Raw genomic sequence first — 16,440 nt, 5'->3', positions numbered from 1 at the left:
GTCGCCGTGTGCCCCGAACAGGTCGCAACGGACGCGTCCGTGCCCCTCACCTCCGTCGCGGTGCCCGCGCACGAGATGGGGCGGCGCGCCGTGGACCTGGTGATGGCGCGGAGCGGGGCGAGGGAGCGCGGCGAGGACCTGGCGGACCGGGTCGAGCTGCTGCCGCCCGAGCTGACGGTGCGGGCCAGCACGGGCCCGGCGCCCGCCGCGAGGTGACGCGCCGTCACCGCCCGCGCCCCCTCACCGCCCGCGCCCCCTCACCGTCACCGCTCCCACGGATCAGTGTCCGGGCCGACCGGGCGTGCGGGACGAGACGGAATGGCCCGGAGTGACGAGTCCCGTCTCGTACGCGAGGACCACCGCCTGCGCCCTGCTGCCGAGGTTCAGCTTGGCCATGGTGCGGTTGAGATGGGTCTTGACGGTGGACTCGGTGATGACGAGCCGGTCGGCGATCTCCGGGTTGGAGAGCCCCCCGGCCACCAGCCGCAGCACGTCGGTCTCCCGTCCCGTCAGCGCCTCCAGCACCTCGGGCGGCGCCGCGTGCTCCGGGTCCTGGCGCCGCGCGTACGCCTCGACCAGGCGTCGGGTGACGCTCGGCGCGAAGAGCGTGTCCCCCTCCGCCACGGCGGCGACGGCCGCCAGCAGCCGCTGCGGTCCCGTGTCCTTGAGCAGGAAGCCGCTGGCCCCGGCGCGCAGCGCCTCGTAGACGTATTCGTCCAGGTCGAAGGTGGTCAGCACCAGGACGCGCGGGCGGGGTTCGCCGGCCGCCTCCAGGATGCGTGCGGTGGCCGCGATGCCGTTGACCCCGGGCATCCTGATGTCCATCAGGACGACGTCGGGCCGTTCGCGCCCGGCGAGCCGCACCGCCTCCTCGCCGTCGGACGCCTCCCCGACCACCTCCATGCCGGGCGCGGCGCGGAGCAGTGCGGCGACCCCGGCCCGTATGAGCACCTGGTCGTCGACGACGAGCACCCTGGTCGCCATCGCTGTGGTCTCCCCCCGCCGGCCCCGCAACCCCGTAACCCCGCAACTCCGCCGTCAGGCGGGGAGGGTGAGCCGCACCTCGTACCCGCCGCCGGCCCTGGGGCCCGCCGTCAGCGAACCCCCGTAGATCCTGGCGCGCTCGCGCATGCCTATCAAGCCGTGACCGCCGCCGCTCACGGGGACGTCGGCGGCGTGGTGGCCGGTTCTCGCGGTGGGCTGGCTTCCGGTTCCGTCGTCGGTGACGGTCACCTCCAGTTGCCGTGCCCCGTAGCCCACGGTGACCTCGGCGGTGGCCGCGCGGGCGTGCTTGAGGACGTTGGTGAGGGCCTCCTGGACGACGCGGTAGGCGCACTGGCCCACGCCGGGCGGCAGTTCGCGCACCCGGCCCGTGACGGTGAGGCGCACCCGCACCCCCGCCTTGCGCACCCGCGCGGCCAGCTCTCCGAGGCCGTCCAGGCCCGGGGCCGGTACGTACGCCTCGTCGCCGCCCGTCAGTTCGCCGTTCTCGTCGACGCGCAGCACGGCCAGCAGCCGCCGCAGCTCGGCCAGCGCCTCGCCCGAGGTCTCCGCGATGGTGGCCAGCGCTCCGCGCGCGGTGGGCGGGTCGGAGCGGAAGACGTAGTCGGCCAGGCCTGCCTGGACGGAGATCACGGACATGTGGTGGGCGACGACGTCGTGCAGTTCGCGCGCGATGCGCACCCGCTCCTCGGCCACCGCCCTGCGCTCCCCCGCCGCGCGCTCGCGCCGCAGTTGCTCCGCGAGTTCGGCCAGCCGCACGCTGCGCCGCGCCGCCTTCCCCGCGAGCCTGCCGAAGCCGCAGATGACGACGGTGTAGAGGAGGCTCTGGCCCAGCACGGTCGCCGGGCTCGCCTCGGCGCCCGTCGTGCCCGCGTAGTTCCAGATCGCCGCGAGCAGCAGCGCGCACAGCACCGTCTGCCGCAGCGGGCGGAGGGAGGCGACGGTGTAGAGGGCGAGGAGCGGGCCCAGGGTGTTGACGACGGGCCAGTAGTCGAGGGCGATGTAGGTGGTCCACACGGCGTAGGAGCCGAGGGCCAGCGCGAGCGGCGCCTTGCGACGGGCCGCCATCGGGAGGTTGACGGCGCAGGTCAGGAGGGTGCCACGGGTGTCGAGGCCGTGCCAGCCGACGGGCACGTTGTCGTGTCCGAGCAGGACGCTGACGACGGTGATCGCCAGCGCGACGGCGGTGTCGTAGGCCCAGGACGGCACCTTGTCCGCGCGGCGCCGTAGTCCGGATACCCTCCCCGTCAGTCCGGATGCCCTCCCCGTCAGTCCGGATGCCCTCCCCATCGCCGCAGCGTAACCGCGCCGTGCCGGGCCCAACATCCACCGGTCGCGCTGTACGCCGGGGGTCCCGCCTACCGCGCTGGTACGACGCGGCCCTCCGCATACCGCAGAAGGACGGGTTCCTCTTACCGCTGAGCGCTGACGACCGGGGGCACGGGGGCGCCGTACCGTCGTTCCGGTACAGCTCGCCGCGCCCCGGACAGGGGACCGGCGTTCCGCAGGGGGAAACGGACGCGGGCCACACGGGGGAAGGGCCCGAGGCGCGGCGCTGTACGCAGGGGGGAGAGGGGGCGGGCGGGGGCCGGGGTCAGTTCGCGGTCACGCCGAAGGAGTTGGTCCTGAAGTCGAGGCCGCCGGACGACGAGGTGATCTCGTAGCCGAACTGGACGTCGCCGATGACCTCGTTGGAAGGCATCCAGCCCTGGCGCACGATCCAGTCGAGCACCGGCTTGATGTCGATCCGGCCCGACTTCGTCTGCTGCGCCGCGAGGAACGAGTAGACGTTGTTGTTGCCGTTGGAGCCCTTGTAAACGGCCCATTGGCGCCCGCCGAGGCTGACGTCGGTGACCTTCCCGCCGATGGGTCCCACGGCGCCGTGCCAGTTGGGCCAGATCATGATCTCGTGCTGGTAGTCCGAGTCCCAGACGTCGTACGAGGTGTTGTACGCGCCCGCGCTCGGGACCGTCACGTCGAAGGTGCTGTTCAGCGTCGAGATCCCGCTGATGGGCCTGCCCACGACGTACTTGGCGTTCGGGTACGACTTCACGCCGCCCGTGTTGGGGTGGTCGGCGCGCACGGTCCAGCGGGAGGCCGAGTCGGCGGCGATGCACTGGGAGCCCGCGCCCTGGCCCCAGATGTTGTTGTAGAGGGTGTAGCCGCCGTTCTGCCACGTGCCCCACTGGTCGCAGGTCTCCCAGGCCGCCGCCGGGGAGGCCGGGGCCGCCTGGGAGGGCGCGGCGAGCGAGCCGAAGAGGCCGAGGGCCGCGAGGAGCGGCGCGAGGACGAGGGCGCGGCGGGTGCGGGCAGTTCGCGTGGTGGGGGTGGTGGGGGCAGGTGTGGGGTGTCTGCGGCTCACGGGGACTCCTTGGGGGGTGCGCGGATGCGCTGACGCCCCTCAGTCGCCGCCCGGCGCGTGAAGGTTGCCCCTGACGGTGTCCCGGACGCTGCCTCGCGCGAGTATCTCGCGGCTGACCTCGCCGTCCTCGCCGTGGAAGTCGATGCCCACGTTCCATCCCGTACGGGCGAACATCGCCTCCAGCTCGTCCCACCGCGCGGGATCGACGTGCCCGGCGAAGCGCACGAGCCGCGGGCCCGACATCGTCTGGAAGGACGCCCAGCCGTTCGAGAACGTGAACTCGCCCCGGTACTCGCCGTCGCCGACCTCCCAGCCCTCGCCGCGCAGGACCTCGACGAACTCGCGCGGGGTGGGCACGAGGACCTCGGCCTCCGGCGCCGCCACGGGCTCCGCCGCGAGGAGGTCCACAGGGACGGGCGCGTGCGGGTCTCCGTCGCCCGCCGTGTGCACGGGCGCGGCCGGTCCGGCGGAACCGGAGCCGGAACCGGAACCCGGATCGGGGTCGGGGTCGGGCCCCGGATCGGGATCGGGCCCCGGTTCCAGGTGGATGCCTCCGTAGACGTTGGGGAGGCCGCGCAGCTGCTCGCGGAGCCAGTCCGGCAGATGGGCGTCGTCGCGCGGGTAGCGTCGCAGGTCACGGGCGTAGCTCTCGGGCCGGAAGAGTTCGCTGGGCCTGCCCTCGTAGTCGTAGCTCGCCTCGTAGTCGTAGGCGGTACGGCCGCCGCCGCCCGAGAGCCGGAAGGTCAGCGTGAACCAGGTGCCCGCGCCCTCCCGGTACATGCCGTCGCGCAGCCGCTCGCACAGGTCGTTGACGTCGGGCGGGATGGAGGCGCCCCTGCTGCGCCCTCTGTCGTCCACGACCGAGCAGGAGGAGAGGTGACCAGCGCCGGAGAGCGCGGTCCACTCGATGGTCACCTCCGACCAGCCCGGCTTCATTCCGGAGGCGAGCTTCGCCGCGATGTCCCGGAGGATCTCCTCCAGCTCGGTGGCGTCCGCCCGCTCCGCGGGCTCAGGTGCCGGCACGCTCATCTCGCTCTCCGCTCCCGCCTTCTCGCCGCCCGGCGTTCGACGTATCGCGTCGGGCCGTCCTGCGCTGCTTGTGGGGTGCATGGTGCTCGTGGGGCTCCTGCCACGCTTGATCACCGCGCAATCCTCCCCGGCAGACGTCCGCGTCCGGCCGACGGTTCCGCACACCCGCGTACCGGCACGCATCGGACACACACCGGGCACACGGAAGCGCTACTCCGGGCCCCGCTCCGGCCCCGCTCCGGCCCCGCTCCGGCCCCCCTCCGGCCCCCCTCCGGCTCCGTGCCGGCCGTGGCCGCCGTTACGGCACCACCCGGAAGTGGGTCGTCAGCCGCCCCTCGTCGTCGTGCACGTGGAAGGCGAGCATCGGCGGCAGCGCGTAGTCGAGCGGCCCCTCGCCCGCCCCCTCCCACGGCATGCGGAGCGTGGAGACGACGCCGGGCGCCGCGACGAGGGGCAGCGAGGCGAACGTGGTCACGGCGGGCGTGTGGCTGTGGCCGCACAGCAGGGCCGCGACGTGCGGGTGCCGTCCGACGACCTCGGCGAGGCGGTCCTCGCCGAACTGTCTGATGGGGTCGACGTACTGGCCGTGCAGCGGCACCGGCGGGTGGTGGAAGCAGACGAAAGCGGGCCGGTCCTTCGGCGCCCCGGCCAGCGACCGGTCGAGCCACGCGAGGGTGCCGTCGTCGAGGTAGCCGTCGCCCCGCCCCGGGATGCTGGAGTCGCACATGGCGAACGTGGCGCCGGGCAGCACATGGAACTCGTTGACGGGCGAGGTGTCCGCGGGGTCGCCGCCGAGGAAGGCGGCGCGGTAGGGGCCGCGCGCGTCGTGGTTGCCGGGGCACAGCAGGGGCGCGTGCCGCGAGCCCGCGAGCAGCTTGACGGCCGTCTCGTACTCCTCCGGAGCGCCGTGGTCGGCGATGTCCCCGGTGAGGAGGACGGCGTCCAGTTCGCCGGGGAGCGCGTCGAGGTACCGCAGCACGCGCTCGGCCCGCTCCCGCGCCCGCACGCCTCCGTCCCCCTTGTCGTGACCGAGGTGTATGTCGCTGAGCTGCGCGAAGACGAACATGCTGGGCCTCTTCCGTTCGGTTCTGACGTGAAGCAGCTTGGTCATGCGGCCGGGTCGGCCGGTGGGGCGGCCGGGGCTGTGGGGACCGGTGTGGCCGGTACATCGGCCCAGTCGGCGGCGAAGGCGCGGGCCGGGTTGCGGACGAAGACCTGCTCGGCGAGCTCCGGGCCGAACTCGCGCTCCATGCGCGGCCGGAGCGTCCGCAGCAGATACGGCATGCCGGGGGCACCGCGCGCCGCCGCCGTGGTCGTGTCGCCGCCGACCAGCAGCCGCGCCCCGTGCCCGTCCTCGACCAGCGCGGCGAGGGAGTCGAACAGGCGCCGGTCGGTGGTGTGGTGGGCACGCGAGGGAGCGTCGAAAACGAGCCAGGCGCCCGCCTCGGCCACCTCGCGGTGCGGACCGGTGTCGGGGCACCGGCCCAGGTGGCCGAGGAGGACGCTGCGCGCCGGGACGCCCAGTTCGCCACAGAGCAGCGCGAGGACGTCCGGGGCCGCCGTGCCGCCCTCCAGGTGGACGGCGACGGGCGCGCCGGTCCCGTGGTGTGCGCGGGCCGCGGCGCCGAGGGTGCGCCGCGCGTGCGGGTCCAGGCCGTGGAGGCCGCCCGCGACCTTGATGAGGCCCGCGCGGGCGCGCTCCCCGCAGACCCCGCCGCGCACGCCCTGTGTCAGCTCCTCGGTGAAGAGGTCGGCGAGTTCCGCGAGCCCCTCCGAGGGATCGTCGCTCCCGTACCCCGGCAGGTCCCGCGCGGACACGTCCCCCGACGCACCTGGCGCATAGTGCGCGGCCTGGTGCAGCCCCGTCGCCGCCACCAGATGGATCCCGGTCCGGCGGGCGAGTTCGACGAGCGCGCCCGAGCGGCGGCCCATGCCGTACGGGGTCCACTGGACGACCGACCGGCCGCCGAGCGCCGCGAACCCGCGCAGCTCGGCCTCCGCCGCTTCGAGGTCGGCCAGTTCCTGGCCGGGCAGGCGCGGGCTGCGCAGGAACAGGTGGTCGTGCGCGTCGCACACGCCCAGCGCCGCGCCCTGCACGTCGCCGAGCACGGTGCGGACGGCCGGGCCGCCGCTCCCCGCGGGGGTCACAGGCCCGGCCCCTCGGACAGGTGCAGCACCTCGTAGTACGCGTCCTCGCCATTGCCCTCGCTCTCGCCCTGGCCCGGCGCCGTCATACCGTCGCGGAGGACGAAGCGGACCAGCTCCCACCGGTGCGGGTCGAGCCCGAGCGCCGCCGTGTGCACACCGGGCTGACGGGCCAGCTCCCGCAGCCCGTCGAGCGCCGCCCCGGCGTGGGCGCCCACGTCCTCGCCGGGAGGCAGCGCCCAGGTGCGCCGCTCGGCGGCGCGGGGGACGGCGCCCCTCGCCGGGCCGTCCGTGCGCCCGAGGCCGTGCCAGTTCCGTACCGTCGGACGGCCGAAGTCGGCGCTCAGGCCCTGGAATCCGGGCCCGCGCAGAAAGTCCGTGAGCGCCGACGGGCCCTCCCAGAGGTAGAAGGGCGCGTACTGGTTCACGGGCTGCCGCGGCCCCGGCGCGTTCTCCGCAGCGCGCTCGCGGATGGCGTACGCCTTGAGCGCGAGCCCCTGGTGACCGTCGAGCAGATGACCCTTGGCCGCGACGCGACGGCGGATGACGCCCATGTCGTAGTCGGCGGGCAGCGTGATCTCGTACTGCATGGCATGCACGGAGGCGGGCCCTTCCAGGAAGCTCAGGAGCGGGTGCGGGTGCGGGTGCGAGTCAGGAGCGGGTGCGGGCGTCCAGCAGGCCGAGCAGTCCCTCGACCGCCTGCCGGAAGGGCGCTGGGTCGCCGGCGGCGCGCGCGAGGACGTAGCCGCCCTGGACGACGGCGACGATGGCCGCCGCCGTGCCCGGCGCGTCGAGCGCGCCGTCGAACTCGCCGCTCGCGCGGCCCTCTTCGAGCACCTCGGCCAGCCGCCCGCGCAGCCAGGCGAACGTCTCCTCCAGCGGCTCGCGCAGCGCCGGTTCCGCGACGATGTCCGGGTCCTGCGCGAGGCCGCCGACGCGGCAGCCGCGCAGCACGGCGCGCTCGCGCAGCAGATAGCCGCGCACCCGCTCGTACGCGCTCCCCTCGCCGCCCAGGTCGGCCGCCGCGGTGGCGCGCATCGCCTCCGCGCTGCGGCGCACGGCCGTGCGCGCGAGGTCGGGCTTGCCGTTGAAGTGGTGGTACATGCTGCCCTGGCCCGCGCCTGCGCGCTGCTGGATGGCCTTCGGGCTGGTGCCGACGTAGCCGCGGTCCCAGAGGAGTTCGCGGGTCGCCTCGATCAGCTTCTCGGCGGTGCCGGAGCCTTTCACGGGCCCGTTCACGGGTCCGGGTCCGGGTCCGGGTCTCTCGCGGGGCGTCATGGCCGCACTGTACATACCAGTAGGTACAGAACGTCAAGACGCCGCCGGTCCGCACCACGGCGGGACGTGACACGAACCGGCGACGGGACCGGAGGGACGGAGGGGCGGATCAGTCCTCGGGGCCCAGCAGCCCGCGCTCGTAGGCGCGCACGAGGTGCCGCGGCACCTTGATCTCGCGGCCCTCGACGGTGATCGGCACCAGGTCGGGGGTCGTCGCCTTCCAGTTGGAGCGGCGGTGACGGGTGTTGCTGCGCGACATCTTGCGCTTGGGGACAGCCACGGGAACCTCCGGGGTCGGGGACACCGTCAGACTACATGAAAACGATTGTCGATTGCCTGACGGGTGCCGCCCGACCCCGCGCGTCCCTGTGAGTCCCGCGTGCGCCGCGCGCGGCGCGCGCGCCGCTACAGCTCCAGGCCGGTCAGCACCATGACGCGCTCGTAGGTGTAGTCCTCCATCGCGAACCGCACGCCCTCGCGCCCGACGCCCGACTGCTTGGCGCCGCCGTAGGGCATCTGGTCGGCGCGGTAGGAAGGGACGTCGCCCACCACGACACCGCCCATCTCCAGCGCGCGGTGCGCGCGGAAGGCGGCCTGGATGTCGTGGGTGAACAGGCCCGCCTGGAGGCCGTACTTGGAGTCGTTGGCCGCGGCGAACGCCGCCTCCTCGCTGTCGACCCGCGTGAACGACATGACGGGACCGAAGACCTCCTCGCAGCCGATGTTGGTGTCGGCGGGGACGTCCTCCAGGACGGTCGGCGCGTAGGTGGCACCCTCGCGCTTGCCGCCCGTGAGCAGCTTCGCGCCGCGCGAGACGGCCTCCTCCACCCACGACTCGACGCGCTTGGCCGCCTCCTCGCTCACCAGCGGGCCGACGTCGGTGGCCGGGTCGGACGGGTCGCCCGTCTGGAGCGCCTCGACGGCCGTGACGACCTTGGGCAGCAGCCGGTCGTAGACCGACTCGTGCGCGATGACGCGCTGCACCGAGATGCAGGACTGGCCCGCCTGGTAGTTGGAGAAGGTCGCGATGCGCTGCGCGGCCCAGTCGATGTCGGCCTCGTCGGCGAAGTCGGCGAGCACGATGGCCGCGCCGTTGCCCCCCAGCTCCAGGGTGACGCGCTTGCGCGGCGCCGAGTCGAGGATGGACCAGCCGACCGGGGCCGAGCCCGTGAAGGAGATGATCGGCAGCCGCTCGTCCTGCACCAGGTCCGGCATCCGGTCGTTGGGCACGGGCAGCACCGACCACGAGCCCTCGGGCAGGTCCGTCTCCGCCAGCAGCTCGCCGAGCAGCAGCCCGGAGAGGGGCGTGGCCGGGGCGGGCTTGAGGATGATCGGGGTGCCGACGGCGAGGGCCGGGGCGACCTTGTGGGCGCAGAGGTTGAGCGGGAAGTTGAAGGGCGCGATGCCCAGTACGGGCCCGTAGGGGAAGCGCCGGGTGTAGGCGAGACGGCCCACGCCGCCCGCGTCGGAGTCCAGCCGCTGGGCCTCGCCGCCGTTGAAGCGGCGCGCCTCCTCGGCCGCCCAGCGAAAGACGGAGACACACCGGCCGACCTCGCCGCGCGCCCACTTCATGGGCTTGCCGTTCTCGGCGGAGATCAGCGCCGCGATCTCCTCGGAGCGCTCGACGAGGCGGGTCACCACGTGGTCGAGCGCGGCGGCCCGCACATGTGCGGGCGTGGCCGAGAACTCCTCGGCCACGGCGGCCGCCGCGGCCACCGCCTCCTCGACCTGGGCGTCACTGGGAACGCTGACGGTGCCGACATGGCGGCCGTCCCAGGGCGAGGTGACATCGAGCGTGTTGTCGCCGGTGGCCGGGCGGCCGGCGAGCCAGAACGCGTGAGGGGAAGTCGCTGTTGTCACTGCGGATCGCCCTTCCGGAATGGTGGGGAGGGTGCCGGACCGGCACTCCATGACTCTCTGCGGTCCACCGTAGGGGCTCGGACCACGACTCCTTCTTGTCCGACGCGGCGCAGTCCTGTCCGCACGCACGCCGGATTGGCGGCTGGCGACGGGAAGGGCGAGGCGGCAGAGAGGTTGACCCGAATCACCGTTGACCGGGTCATGCCACGGCGCCACGATGCCCGCACAGCACGCGCGTACGGCACGCCCGTCGGCACGAGGCACGAGGCACGAGGCACGAGGCACGAGGCACGAGGCACGAGGCACGAGGCACGAGGCACGAGGCACGAGGCACGCCGTACAGCACAGCCCCCCACCCGTCGCACTGGACACCCCAGGAGACGCGATGCGACTACGCAGACGCGGCACAACGGAAACCACCGGAACCGCGAGACCCGCGGAACCCGCCAGACCGACGAGAACCGCGCGAACCCCGAAGGGCCGTCGGACCCCTGCCCGGACCACGGCCACCGCCGCGCTGCTCGCCCTGGCGCTGGCGGTGCCCCTCACCGCGCAGGCCATGGCCTCGCCCGACGAGGCCGCCCCGCAGGACCAGCAGAATCAGCAGGACCAGCAGAAGACGCACAAGGCGCAGCAGGCGTCCGGCTCCACGACGGCCGGACGACCCGGCCGCTACGAGATCGACGGCGTCACCACCAGGGCCGAGCGCTCCGCGATCGCGGCGACCGGCGCCTCCATCGACGCCGTACGGGACAGCTCGGTGACGGTCACGGCCGACGCGTCGAGCCTGCGCCACATCGAACGCCTCGGCCACGAGGTGACGCCGCTCGCCGGGCCCCCCGACCGCTCGGGAACGGGCACGGACGAGCCCCCGGGCACGATGGACTTCCCGCCGGCGGACTCGAACTACCACAACTACGCCGAGACCATGGCCGCCATCGACGGCTACGTCGCGCGGTACCCGAACATCATGAGCAAGCAGGTCATCGGCACCTCCTACCAGGGCCGCCAGATCGTCGCCGTCAAGATCAGTGACAACGTCGGGCAGGACGAGGCCGAGCCCGAGGTGCTCTTCACCCACCACCAGCACGCGCGCGAGCACCTCACCGTCGAGATGGCGCTCTACACGATGAACGAGTTCGGGTCCAAGTACGGCTCCGAGAGCCGGATCACCAACATGGTCAACGGGCGCGAACTGTGGCTGATCCCCGACGTCAACCCGGACGGCGGCGAGTACGACATCCAGACGGGCAGCTACCGGATGTGGCGCAAGAACCGGCAGCCGAACACCGGCTCGTCGTACGTCGGCACCGACCTGAACCGCAACTGGGCCTACCGGTGGGGCTGCTGCGGCGGCTCCTCTGGCAGCACGTCGTCCGAGACCTACCGAGGCCCGTCAGCCGCTTCGGCGCCCGAGACCCGCGTCGTCGCGGACTTCATGCGGAGCCGGGTGATCGGCGGCCAGCAGCAGATCACGGCCCACATCGACTTCCACACCTACAGCGAACTGGTGCTGTGGCCCTGGGGCTACACCTACAACGACACCGGAGGACCCCTCACCCAGGACGACCGCAACGCCTTCGCCGCCGTGGGGACGCAGATGGCCCGCAGCAACGGGTACACGCCGCAGCAGTCCAGCGACCTCTACATCACGGACGGCTCGATCAACGACTGGGCCTGGGGTGACCAGGGAATCTTCAGCTACACCTTCGAGATGTACCCGGGTCCTGGCGGCTCCGGCGGCTTCTATCCGCCCGACGAGGTCATCCCGGCGCAGACCTCCCGCAACAAGGAGGCCGTACTGATCCTCCTGGAGAACGCCGACTGCATGTACCGGTCCATCGGCAAGGAGGCGCAGTACTGCCCGGCGGCGTAGCCGCTCCGTAGAGGCACGGGACAACGGGGGCACGGGGCGCGGGGGCCCGAGGGGCGACGGGCGGAGCGGAGTCCGGGGACGGTGAGCCTGCCCGTCAGCCCGTCGCCTTGAGGGCCAGCCACAGCTCCATGCGCACGTCAGGGTCGTCGAGGGAGCGGCCGAGGATCTCCTCGACCCGGCGCATGCGGTAGCGCAGCGTGTGCCGGTGGACGCCGAGGTCGGCCGCCGCGGCGTCCCACTGGCCGTGCCGCGAGAGCCAGGCGCGCAGGGAGGCGACGAGATCGCCGCGCCCGTTGGCGTCGTGCTCGCGGAGCGAGCGCAGCAGTCCGTCGGCAAAGGCGCGCACCGCGTCGTCGGCGAGGAGGGGCAGCACGGAGCCCGCCGCGACGTCCTCGTGCTCCACGAGCGGGACGCCGCGTCTTCGCGCCACGGAGAGCGCCTGATCGGCCTGCTTGAAGGCGACGGCGACGGCGGGGAGCCCTGCGGGCGCCGAGACGCCGATGAACGCGACGTCCTCCTGGCTTCCCTGGCCGCCCGCGCTGCCGGGACCGCTGGGACCGCCCGCGCCGTTGCCTGGGGCGCCCGGCGCGCCGTTGGGTTCCGTCGCCGCGTCCACGCAGGCCGCCGCGTACTGGGCGCAGGCCGTGACCGCAGCGCCGCCGTCGGCGGCGAGCACCACGAGGCGGGTGCCGTCCGGAATGACCAGCACCGCCTCGCCGCTGCGGGCCGCCGCGGTCTCGATCGCGTCGGCCAGCCCGTCGAGCGGACCGGCGAGCGCGGAGGGCACGGCCTCGGGCGCGGACACGGACAGACTGACGCCGGGTCCCGTCTCGGCGAGCGTCACGAGGGCAGGGGGCGCGGAGGCGGCGCCGCGCTGCCGGGAGCCGACGGCGCCGGTGCCGGTGCCGGTGCCACCTGTGCCGCCGCCGGAGGAGCGCGCGGCGGACCGCGCGGAGTTCGGGGAGGACGCGGAGTGGGGGTGGGAGTGCGAGTTGGCGTAGCGGGCCGCCGCGCCCGAGGCCGGTTCCGCGACGATCACGCGCATGGGGGCGTCCAGGAGGCCGCCGTAGAGCCGCCCGGCCACCGCACGGGCGTGATCGGTCTCCCCGGAGAGCAGCATCCGCATCACCGCGGCGCCCAGCCGCTGTTCGGCCTCCTGGAGCGCGCGCGAGCGCTCCATGGTGAGCGTGAGGAGCGCGATGGCCGAGTGCACGGCGTAGCGCTCGGCGGTGCCCAGGGGCGCGGCGGTGCCGACGGCCAGCACCGCCTTGGCCCGACGGCCGCTGCCCACCGACTGCAACTCGACCCGGTCGTCCCCCGCCTCGGCCTCGCTGACGACGGCGCTGGCGGGCGCGGGACGGTCGCGCAGCCGCTCGGCGTCGCCGATGAAGCGGGCCGCGCGGCGCACGGCCCACGTCGGCGCGGTGGCGACGACGGCGCCCGACGCGTCGTACAGCGCCGCCCAACCGTCCACCTCCGAGGCCAGCTTGGCCAGCAGTGCGGCGGGGCCCTCCTGGGAGAGCGCGGCGCGGGTCATCTCGCGCTGCGCGTCGAAGCCCGCGGTCACCGCGCGGTACTGCTCGGCGGCGATGGCAGCCGAGACGGCCTTGCTGATGGCGATGAACGGGGTGCGGCGCGGCACCTCCAGGAGCGGGAGATCGACGCGGCGGCAGGCGTCGACGAGCGCCTCGGGCACCTTCTCGTAGTTGACCCCGGCGGCGAATCCCAGCCCGACGACGCCCTTGTCGGCGAGTTGCCGCACGTAGCGGCGCATGGCCTCCGCGTCCTCGGCGTCCAGCTTGAGCGCGGTGACCAGAAGCAGCTCGCCGCCGTCGAGATAGGGCGTCGGATCGGCCAGCTCACTGGCGTGCGCCCAGCGCACAGGAGTGTCCAGCCGGTCCTGCCCCGCGAGCACGGAGAGCCGGAGAGCGGAGTGCTGAACAAGCGTGGCAAGAGTCGGTGGCATAACGATCCTCACCGTACAGGCGTCCAACTCAATTCGGTCATTCCCGAAGTCACTCCCCCAGCTTCGCCAGTATCGGCGGAGTCCGCTCACCGCGCACGGTCATCAGCGACAACACGGCGTGACCGGGCGGCACGTCATTGGCCAGATCGGACGCGGACCAGCGCTCACGCTGGACGGTCCGGACGGTGACGGACTCCGCGGTGACGTGCCTGCCCGTGGCGAGACGGCGCACGGCGTGCATCATCCGCGTGAAGGGCTCGTCGGAGACGAGCTGGCGGTTGGTGACGTCGCGGGTCTGCACCCACTCCGTGCCCCACACCTCGGCGAAGTGCTCCGCGTCCCAGGGCGTCACCCCCGCGCACACCATCCGGCAGCCCACGGCCCCCAGCAGCGGCCCGCGCAGGTGCTCGGGCACCTCGTCCAGCGCGCGGAGGGTGAGCAGCACTCCGGCGTGCGCTGAGCGCAGGCTCTGGAGGCCCCGCAGCGACTGTGAGGTGACGGCCTGGGACGCGTCGTCGAGGACGAGGCAGGCGAAGAGGGACTGGTCCTCGCGCGCGGCCACGCACTCGGTGAACTGCGCGAGAACGAGCCGCGCGAGAATCCGGGAAGCCTCGGCGTGCCCGCGCTCGGGCAGATCGATACGGACCCGGAGCGGGTGTTCGAGGGCGCGCAGGGAGAAGGGGCGGTGCGCGGGGACGGCCTCCCGCCCGTCTTCCCGGCCACCTCCCCGCGCCGCGACGGCCTTGCCCTGTGCTCCGGGGCCGGGGGTCTGTGCTCCGGACCTCTTGCCGGTCGCCCCGTCGGGTGCGAAGAAGTCGGCGAAGGCGGGGCGGTCGAGGAGCGCGATCCGGTCGGCGAGCAGCGCCGCGGCGTCGCCCGGACGGCCCGACTGGCGCCCGTAGGCGTCGAGTTCGCGCACCTGCGCGCCCAGCCCCGCCTGCTCCAGTGCCTCGCGCAGGGCGCCGATCGCGTCGGGTGAGCGGTCCAGCAGCTCCCGCAGCTCGGGCACCGAGGGGAAGCGCTGGTACACGGCGCGGAAGGGGCCGAGGAGCTGGCCGAGCACCGTGGCGGCACGACGGCTGTCGCCACCGGGGAGCACGGCGGCCAGATCGCCCACGAGTGCCTCGGCGAGCATTCCCGCCGCCTCGTCCGGGTCCGTGGTGCCGCCGTAGAGATCGAGGTCGTGTGCGGAGTCCGGGCTGCCGACGCGCACGACCACGTCGAAGGAACCGTCCGGCGCCAGCCGCGCGCCGGAGGAGGTCACGGCGACGACCGCCGACTGGCCGGTGAGCGCCTGGAGGCAGAGCGACTCGACGACGGGCCGCACCAGACGGGCGGTCTTCCCCGAGCCCGGCGGGCCCACGGCCAGCGCCGAAGTACCGAGCAGTCCCGGATCGAGGGCGAGGCCCGCGCCGCGGTAGTCGTGCGGATTGCGCGGGACGTCCGAGGCCCTGCCGATGCGCACCTGGCGCAGGGACAGGTCGTGATGAGCCGCGCGCAGGGGGAGGTCACGGTCGCCGGAGGGGTGCACGCAGGCGGCGGCGCCCTGCTGGAGGACGGCGTCGGCGAAGGCGGGCAGCTGGTGGGGCCTGGCCCGCACGGCCTGCCAGGCGCGGTCGATGCGGGCCTGGTCCACGTCGTTCATGCGCCCGCCCCTGATCTCGTCCGCGAGCCGGTCGGCCGCCTCGGGGGCGCCTTGGCGGAGCGCGGGCCACTCCACGGGGTCGCTGCCGGGCGGGGGGGGCGCGAGGGGGGCACGTGCGTGCCCGGAGCCGTGGCCGCCGGCGGGCCCCGCGCCGCTTCCCGCGGCACGGCCGCTCGGGCGGCGCAGCCGCGCCCACGCCCTGCGGCCGACCTCGTGCCAGCGGCCGAGCCGTCCGAAGACGACGACGAGGATGCCGATGACGAGGGCGTAATAGCCGTTCGCGATGAACTGCCGCGCGAAGGCGGGCACGGAGTCGGGCGTCATGGCGTCCAGCGGCCAGACCCAGTAGCTGCCGAGGTACCCGTTCCACAGCAGTGACCAGATCAGCCAGGCGATGAGGAAGGAGACGACGGCACCGCTGATGAGCTGGCGCGCCGGGATGCGGTCCGGGTCCTCCGGAGGGCGCGGTTCGTGGCCGCAGCGCCAGATGCCGGGCTGCGCCTCGGGGCGCGGTGCGCGCAGCCAGTCGGCGAGCGGGGGCCCCGCGGCGGGCGCCTGCTCGGGCATGGGCGGCGCGTACGGGTGGGGCGCGCCAGCCGGAGGCGCGCTCGGGAGAGGCGGCGGCGCTCCCAGCCCTGGCCCCTGCTCCGAACCCTGGCCCGGTCCCGCGGCGCCCTCGGGGCGCGACGGGTCACGCTGAGGAGGCGGACCGGCGAGGGCGGGGCCGAGGGGTGGCCGTGCCTCAGGAGGCGAGTAGGGGCGCGGATCCGGGTCCGCTTCTGTCCCCGTCCCGTAAGGCTCAGGACGCGACGCGCCGGGCCGCCGTGGGGGTGGCGTGCCAGGCGTCTGCGGGGGCGGGCCGGGCGGGCCCGTCCCGGGGTCCGCGGGACCCGCGTCCTCGATGCCCTGTCCCCGGCGGGGCAACTCCGTGTCCTGCCTCCGGTGGGGAGACCCCATCTCCATGTGCCGCCTCTACTCCCTTGCTCCCTGCCCAGCCTGCGTCTCCACTCCTGCGCCCAATCTAGCCGCCAAGGGCGACAGTTGGCCCGCGACCGTCCGAAGGGCGGGACAGCGCGACGGCACCGGGCGCGGGCCGCCCACGGGCGAGCCGTCGACAGGCCCGGGAACGCGGCACGCGCCCGGCCCGGACGGGGCGTCGGGCCGGGCCCGTCGCGCCCCCGAGGCCGCCTATAGCCGTCGCGGCCAACACGCCGTGGAGACTTCTCCGGAGCGGTGCATGTCTCGACCCTTCCCGTGCCCCTAGCCTGCGAAGAACG

The 16,440-nt window shown here is 74.1% G+C and carries 14 protein-coding genes; 2 read left to right on the top strand and 12 right to left on the bottom strand.

What is annotated here, in order from left to right:
- Positions 1-216: substrate-binding domain-containing protein (locus ACWGJ2_RS36070; protein WP_453350587.1), on the top strand; the 216-nt coding region annotated here is incomplete at its 5' end.
- Between the two features lie 63 nt (positions 217-279).
- Here the strand turns inward: ACWGJ2_RS36070 and ACWGJ2_RS36065 are convergent.
- The 10 genes from ACWGJ2_RS36065 to ACWGJ2_RS36020 form a co-directional block, all read right to left on the bottom strand.
- The gene (locus ACWGJ2_RS36065) at positions 280-984 is read right to left on the bottom strand and encodes a response regulator (RefSeq protein ID WP_453350586.1); all 705 of its coding nucleotides are present in this window, start codon (positions 982-984) and stop codon (positions 280-282) included.
- 54 nt (positions 985-1,038) lie between these two features.
- Positions 1,039-2,292, bottom strand: coding sequence for a sensor histidine kinase (locus ACWGJ2_RS36060; RefSeq protein ID WP_453350585.1), 1,254 nt, complete (start codon positions 2,290-2,292; stop codon positions 1,039-1,041).
- Between the two features lie 304 nt (positions 2,293-2,596).
- Positions 2,597-3,364, bottom strand: a complete 768-nt coding sequence (locus ACWGJ2_RS36055; protein ID WP_453350584.1) for a GH12 family glycosyl hydrolase domain-containing protein — start codon at positions 3,362-3,364, stop codon at positions 2,597-2,599.
- Between the two features lie 39 nt (positions 3,365-3,403).
- Positions 3,404-4,474, bottom strand: a complete 1,071-nt coding sequence (locus ACWGJ2_RS36050) for a hypothetical protein (RefSeq protein WP_453350583.1) — start codon at positions 4,472-4,474, stop codon at positions 3,404-3,406.
- A gap of 217 nt (positions 4,475-4,691) precedes the next feature.
- Complete coding sequence (locus ACWGJ2_RS36045) at positions 4,692-5,459, bottom strand: metallophosphoesterase (protein ID WP_453350582.1); 768 nt, start codon at positions 5,457-5,459, stop codon at positions 4,692-4,694.
- 41 nt (positions 5,460-5,500) lie between these two features.
- Positions 5,501-6,541, bottom strand: a complete 1,041-nt coding sequence (locus ACWGJ2_RS36040) for a phosphotriesterase family protein (RefSeq protein ID WP_453350581.1) — start codon at positions 6,539-6,541, stop codon at positions 5,501-5,503.
- Positions 6,538-7,137, bottom strand: a complete 600-nt coding sequence (locus tag ACWGJ2_RS36035; RefSeq protein WP_453350580.1) for a DUF4865 family protein — start codon at positions 7,135-7,137, stop codon at positions 6,538-6,540. The genes ACWGJ2_RS36040 and ACWGJ2_RS36035 overlap by 4 nt, the downstream gene beginning before the upstream one ends.
- A gap of 52 nt (positions 7,138-7,189) precedes the next feature.
- Entirely contained in the window at positions 7,190-7,816 is a 627-nt protein-coding gene (locus ACWGJ2_RS36030) for a TetR/AcrR family transcriptional regulator (protein WP_453350579.1), read from the bottom strand.
- 109 nt (positions 7,817-7,925) lie between these two features.
- Positions 7,926-8,096 (bottom strand): 50S ribosomal protein L32, encoded by a 171-nt coding sequence (rpmF, locus tag ACWGJ2_RS36025; protein ID WP_453350578.1) that lies wholly within the window; start codon positions 8,094-8,096, stop codon positions 7,926-7,928.
- 125 nt (positions 8,097-8,221) lie between these two features.
- Positions 8,222-9,676: an aldehyde dehydrogenase family protein gene (locus tag ACWGJ2_RS36020; protein ID WP_453350577.1), complete on the bottom strand. Its 1,455-nt coding sequence runs from the start codon at positions 9,674-9,676 to the stop codon at positions 8,222-8,224.
- 385 nt (positions 9,677-10,061) lie between these two features.
- Between ACWGJ2_RS36020 and ACWGJ2_RS36015 the strand changes: the two genes are divergently transcribed.
- Positions 10,062-11,552 (top strand): M14 family metallopeptidase, encoded by a 1,491-nt coding sequence (locus ACWGJ2_RS36015; RefSeq protein ID WP_453350576.1) that lies wholly within the window; start codon positions 10,062-10,064, stop codon positions 11,550-11,552.
- 94 nt (positions 11,553-11,646) lie between these two features.
- Here ACWGJ2_RS36015 and ACWGJ2_RS36010 read toward each other — a convergent pair whose 3' ends face one another.
- Both ACWGJ2_RS36010 and ACWGJ2_RS36005 read right to left on the bottom strand, forming a co-directional pair.
- The gene (locus tag ACWGJ2_RS36010; RefSeq protein WP_453350575.1) at positions 11,647-13,518 is read right to left on the bottom strand and encodes a PucR family transcriptional regulator; all 1,872 of its coding nucleotides are present in this window, start codon (positions 13,516-13,518) and stop codon (positions 11,647-11,649) included.
- 49 nt (positions 13,519-13,567) lie between these two features.
- Positions 13,568-15,730 (bottom strand): ATP-binding protein, encoded by a 2,163-nt coding sequence (locus tag ACWGJ2_RS36005; RefSeq protein WP_453350574.1) that lies wholly within the window; start codon positions 15,728-15,730, stop codon positions 13,568-13,570.
- Positions 15,731-16,440 lie beyond the last annotated feature (710 nt).

The sequence above is a fragment of the Streptomyces sp. NPDC054796 genome, from assembly GCF_053611545.1.
The sequence above is the reverse complement of the archived record's forward strand: the minus strand, read 5'-3'. Positions and strand labels throughout refer to the sequence as shown.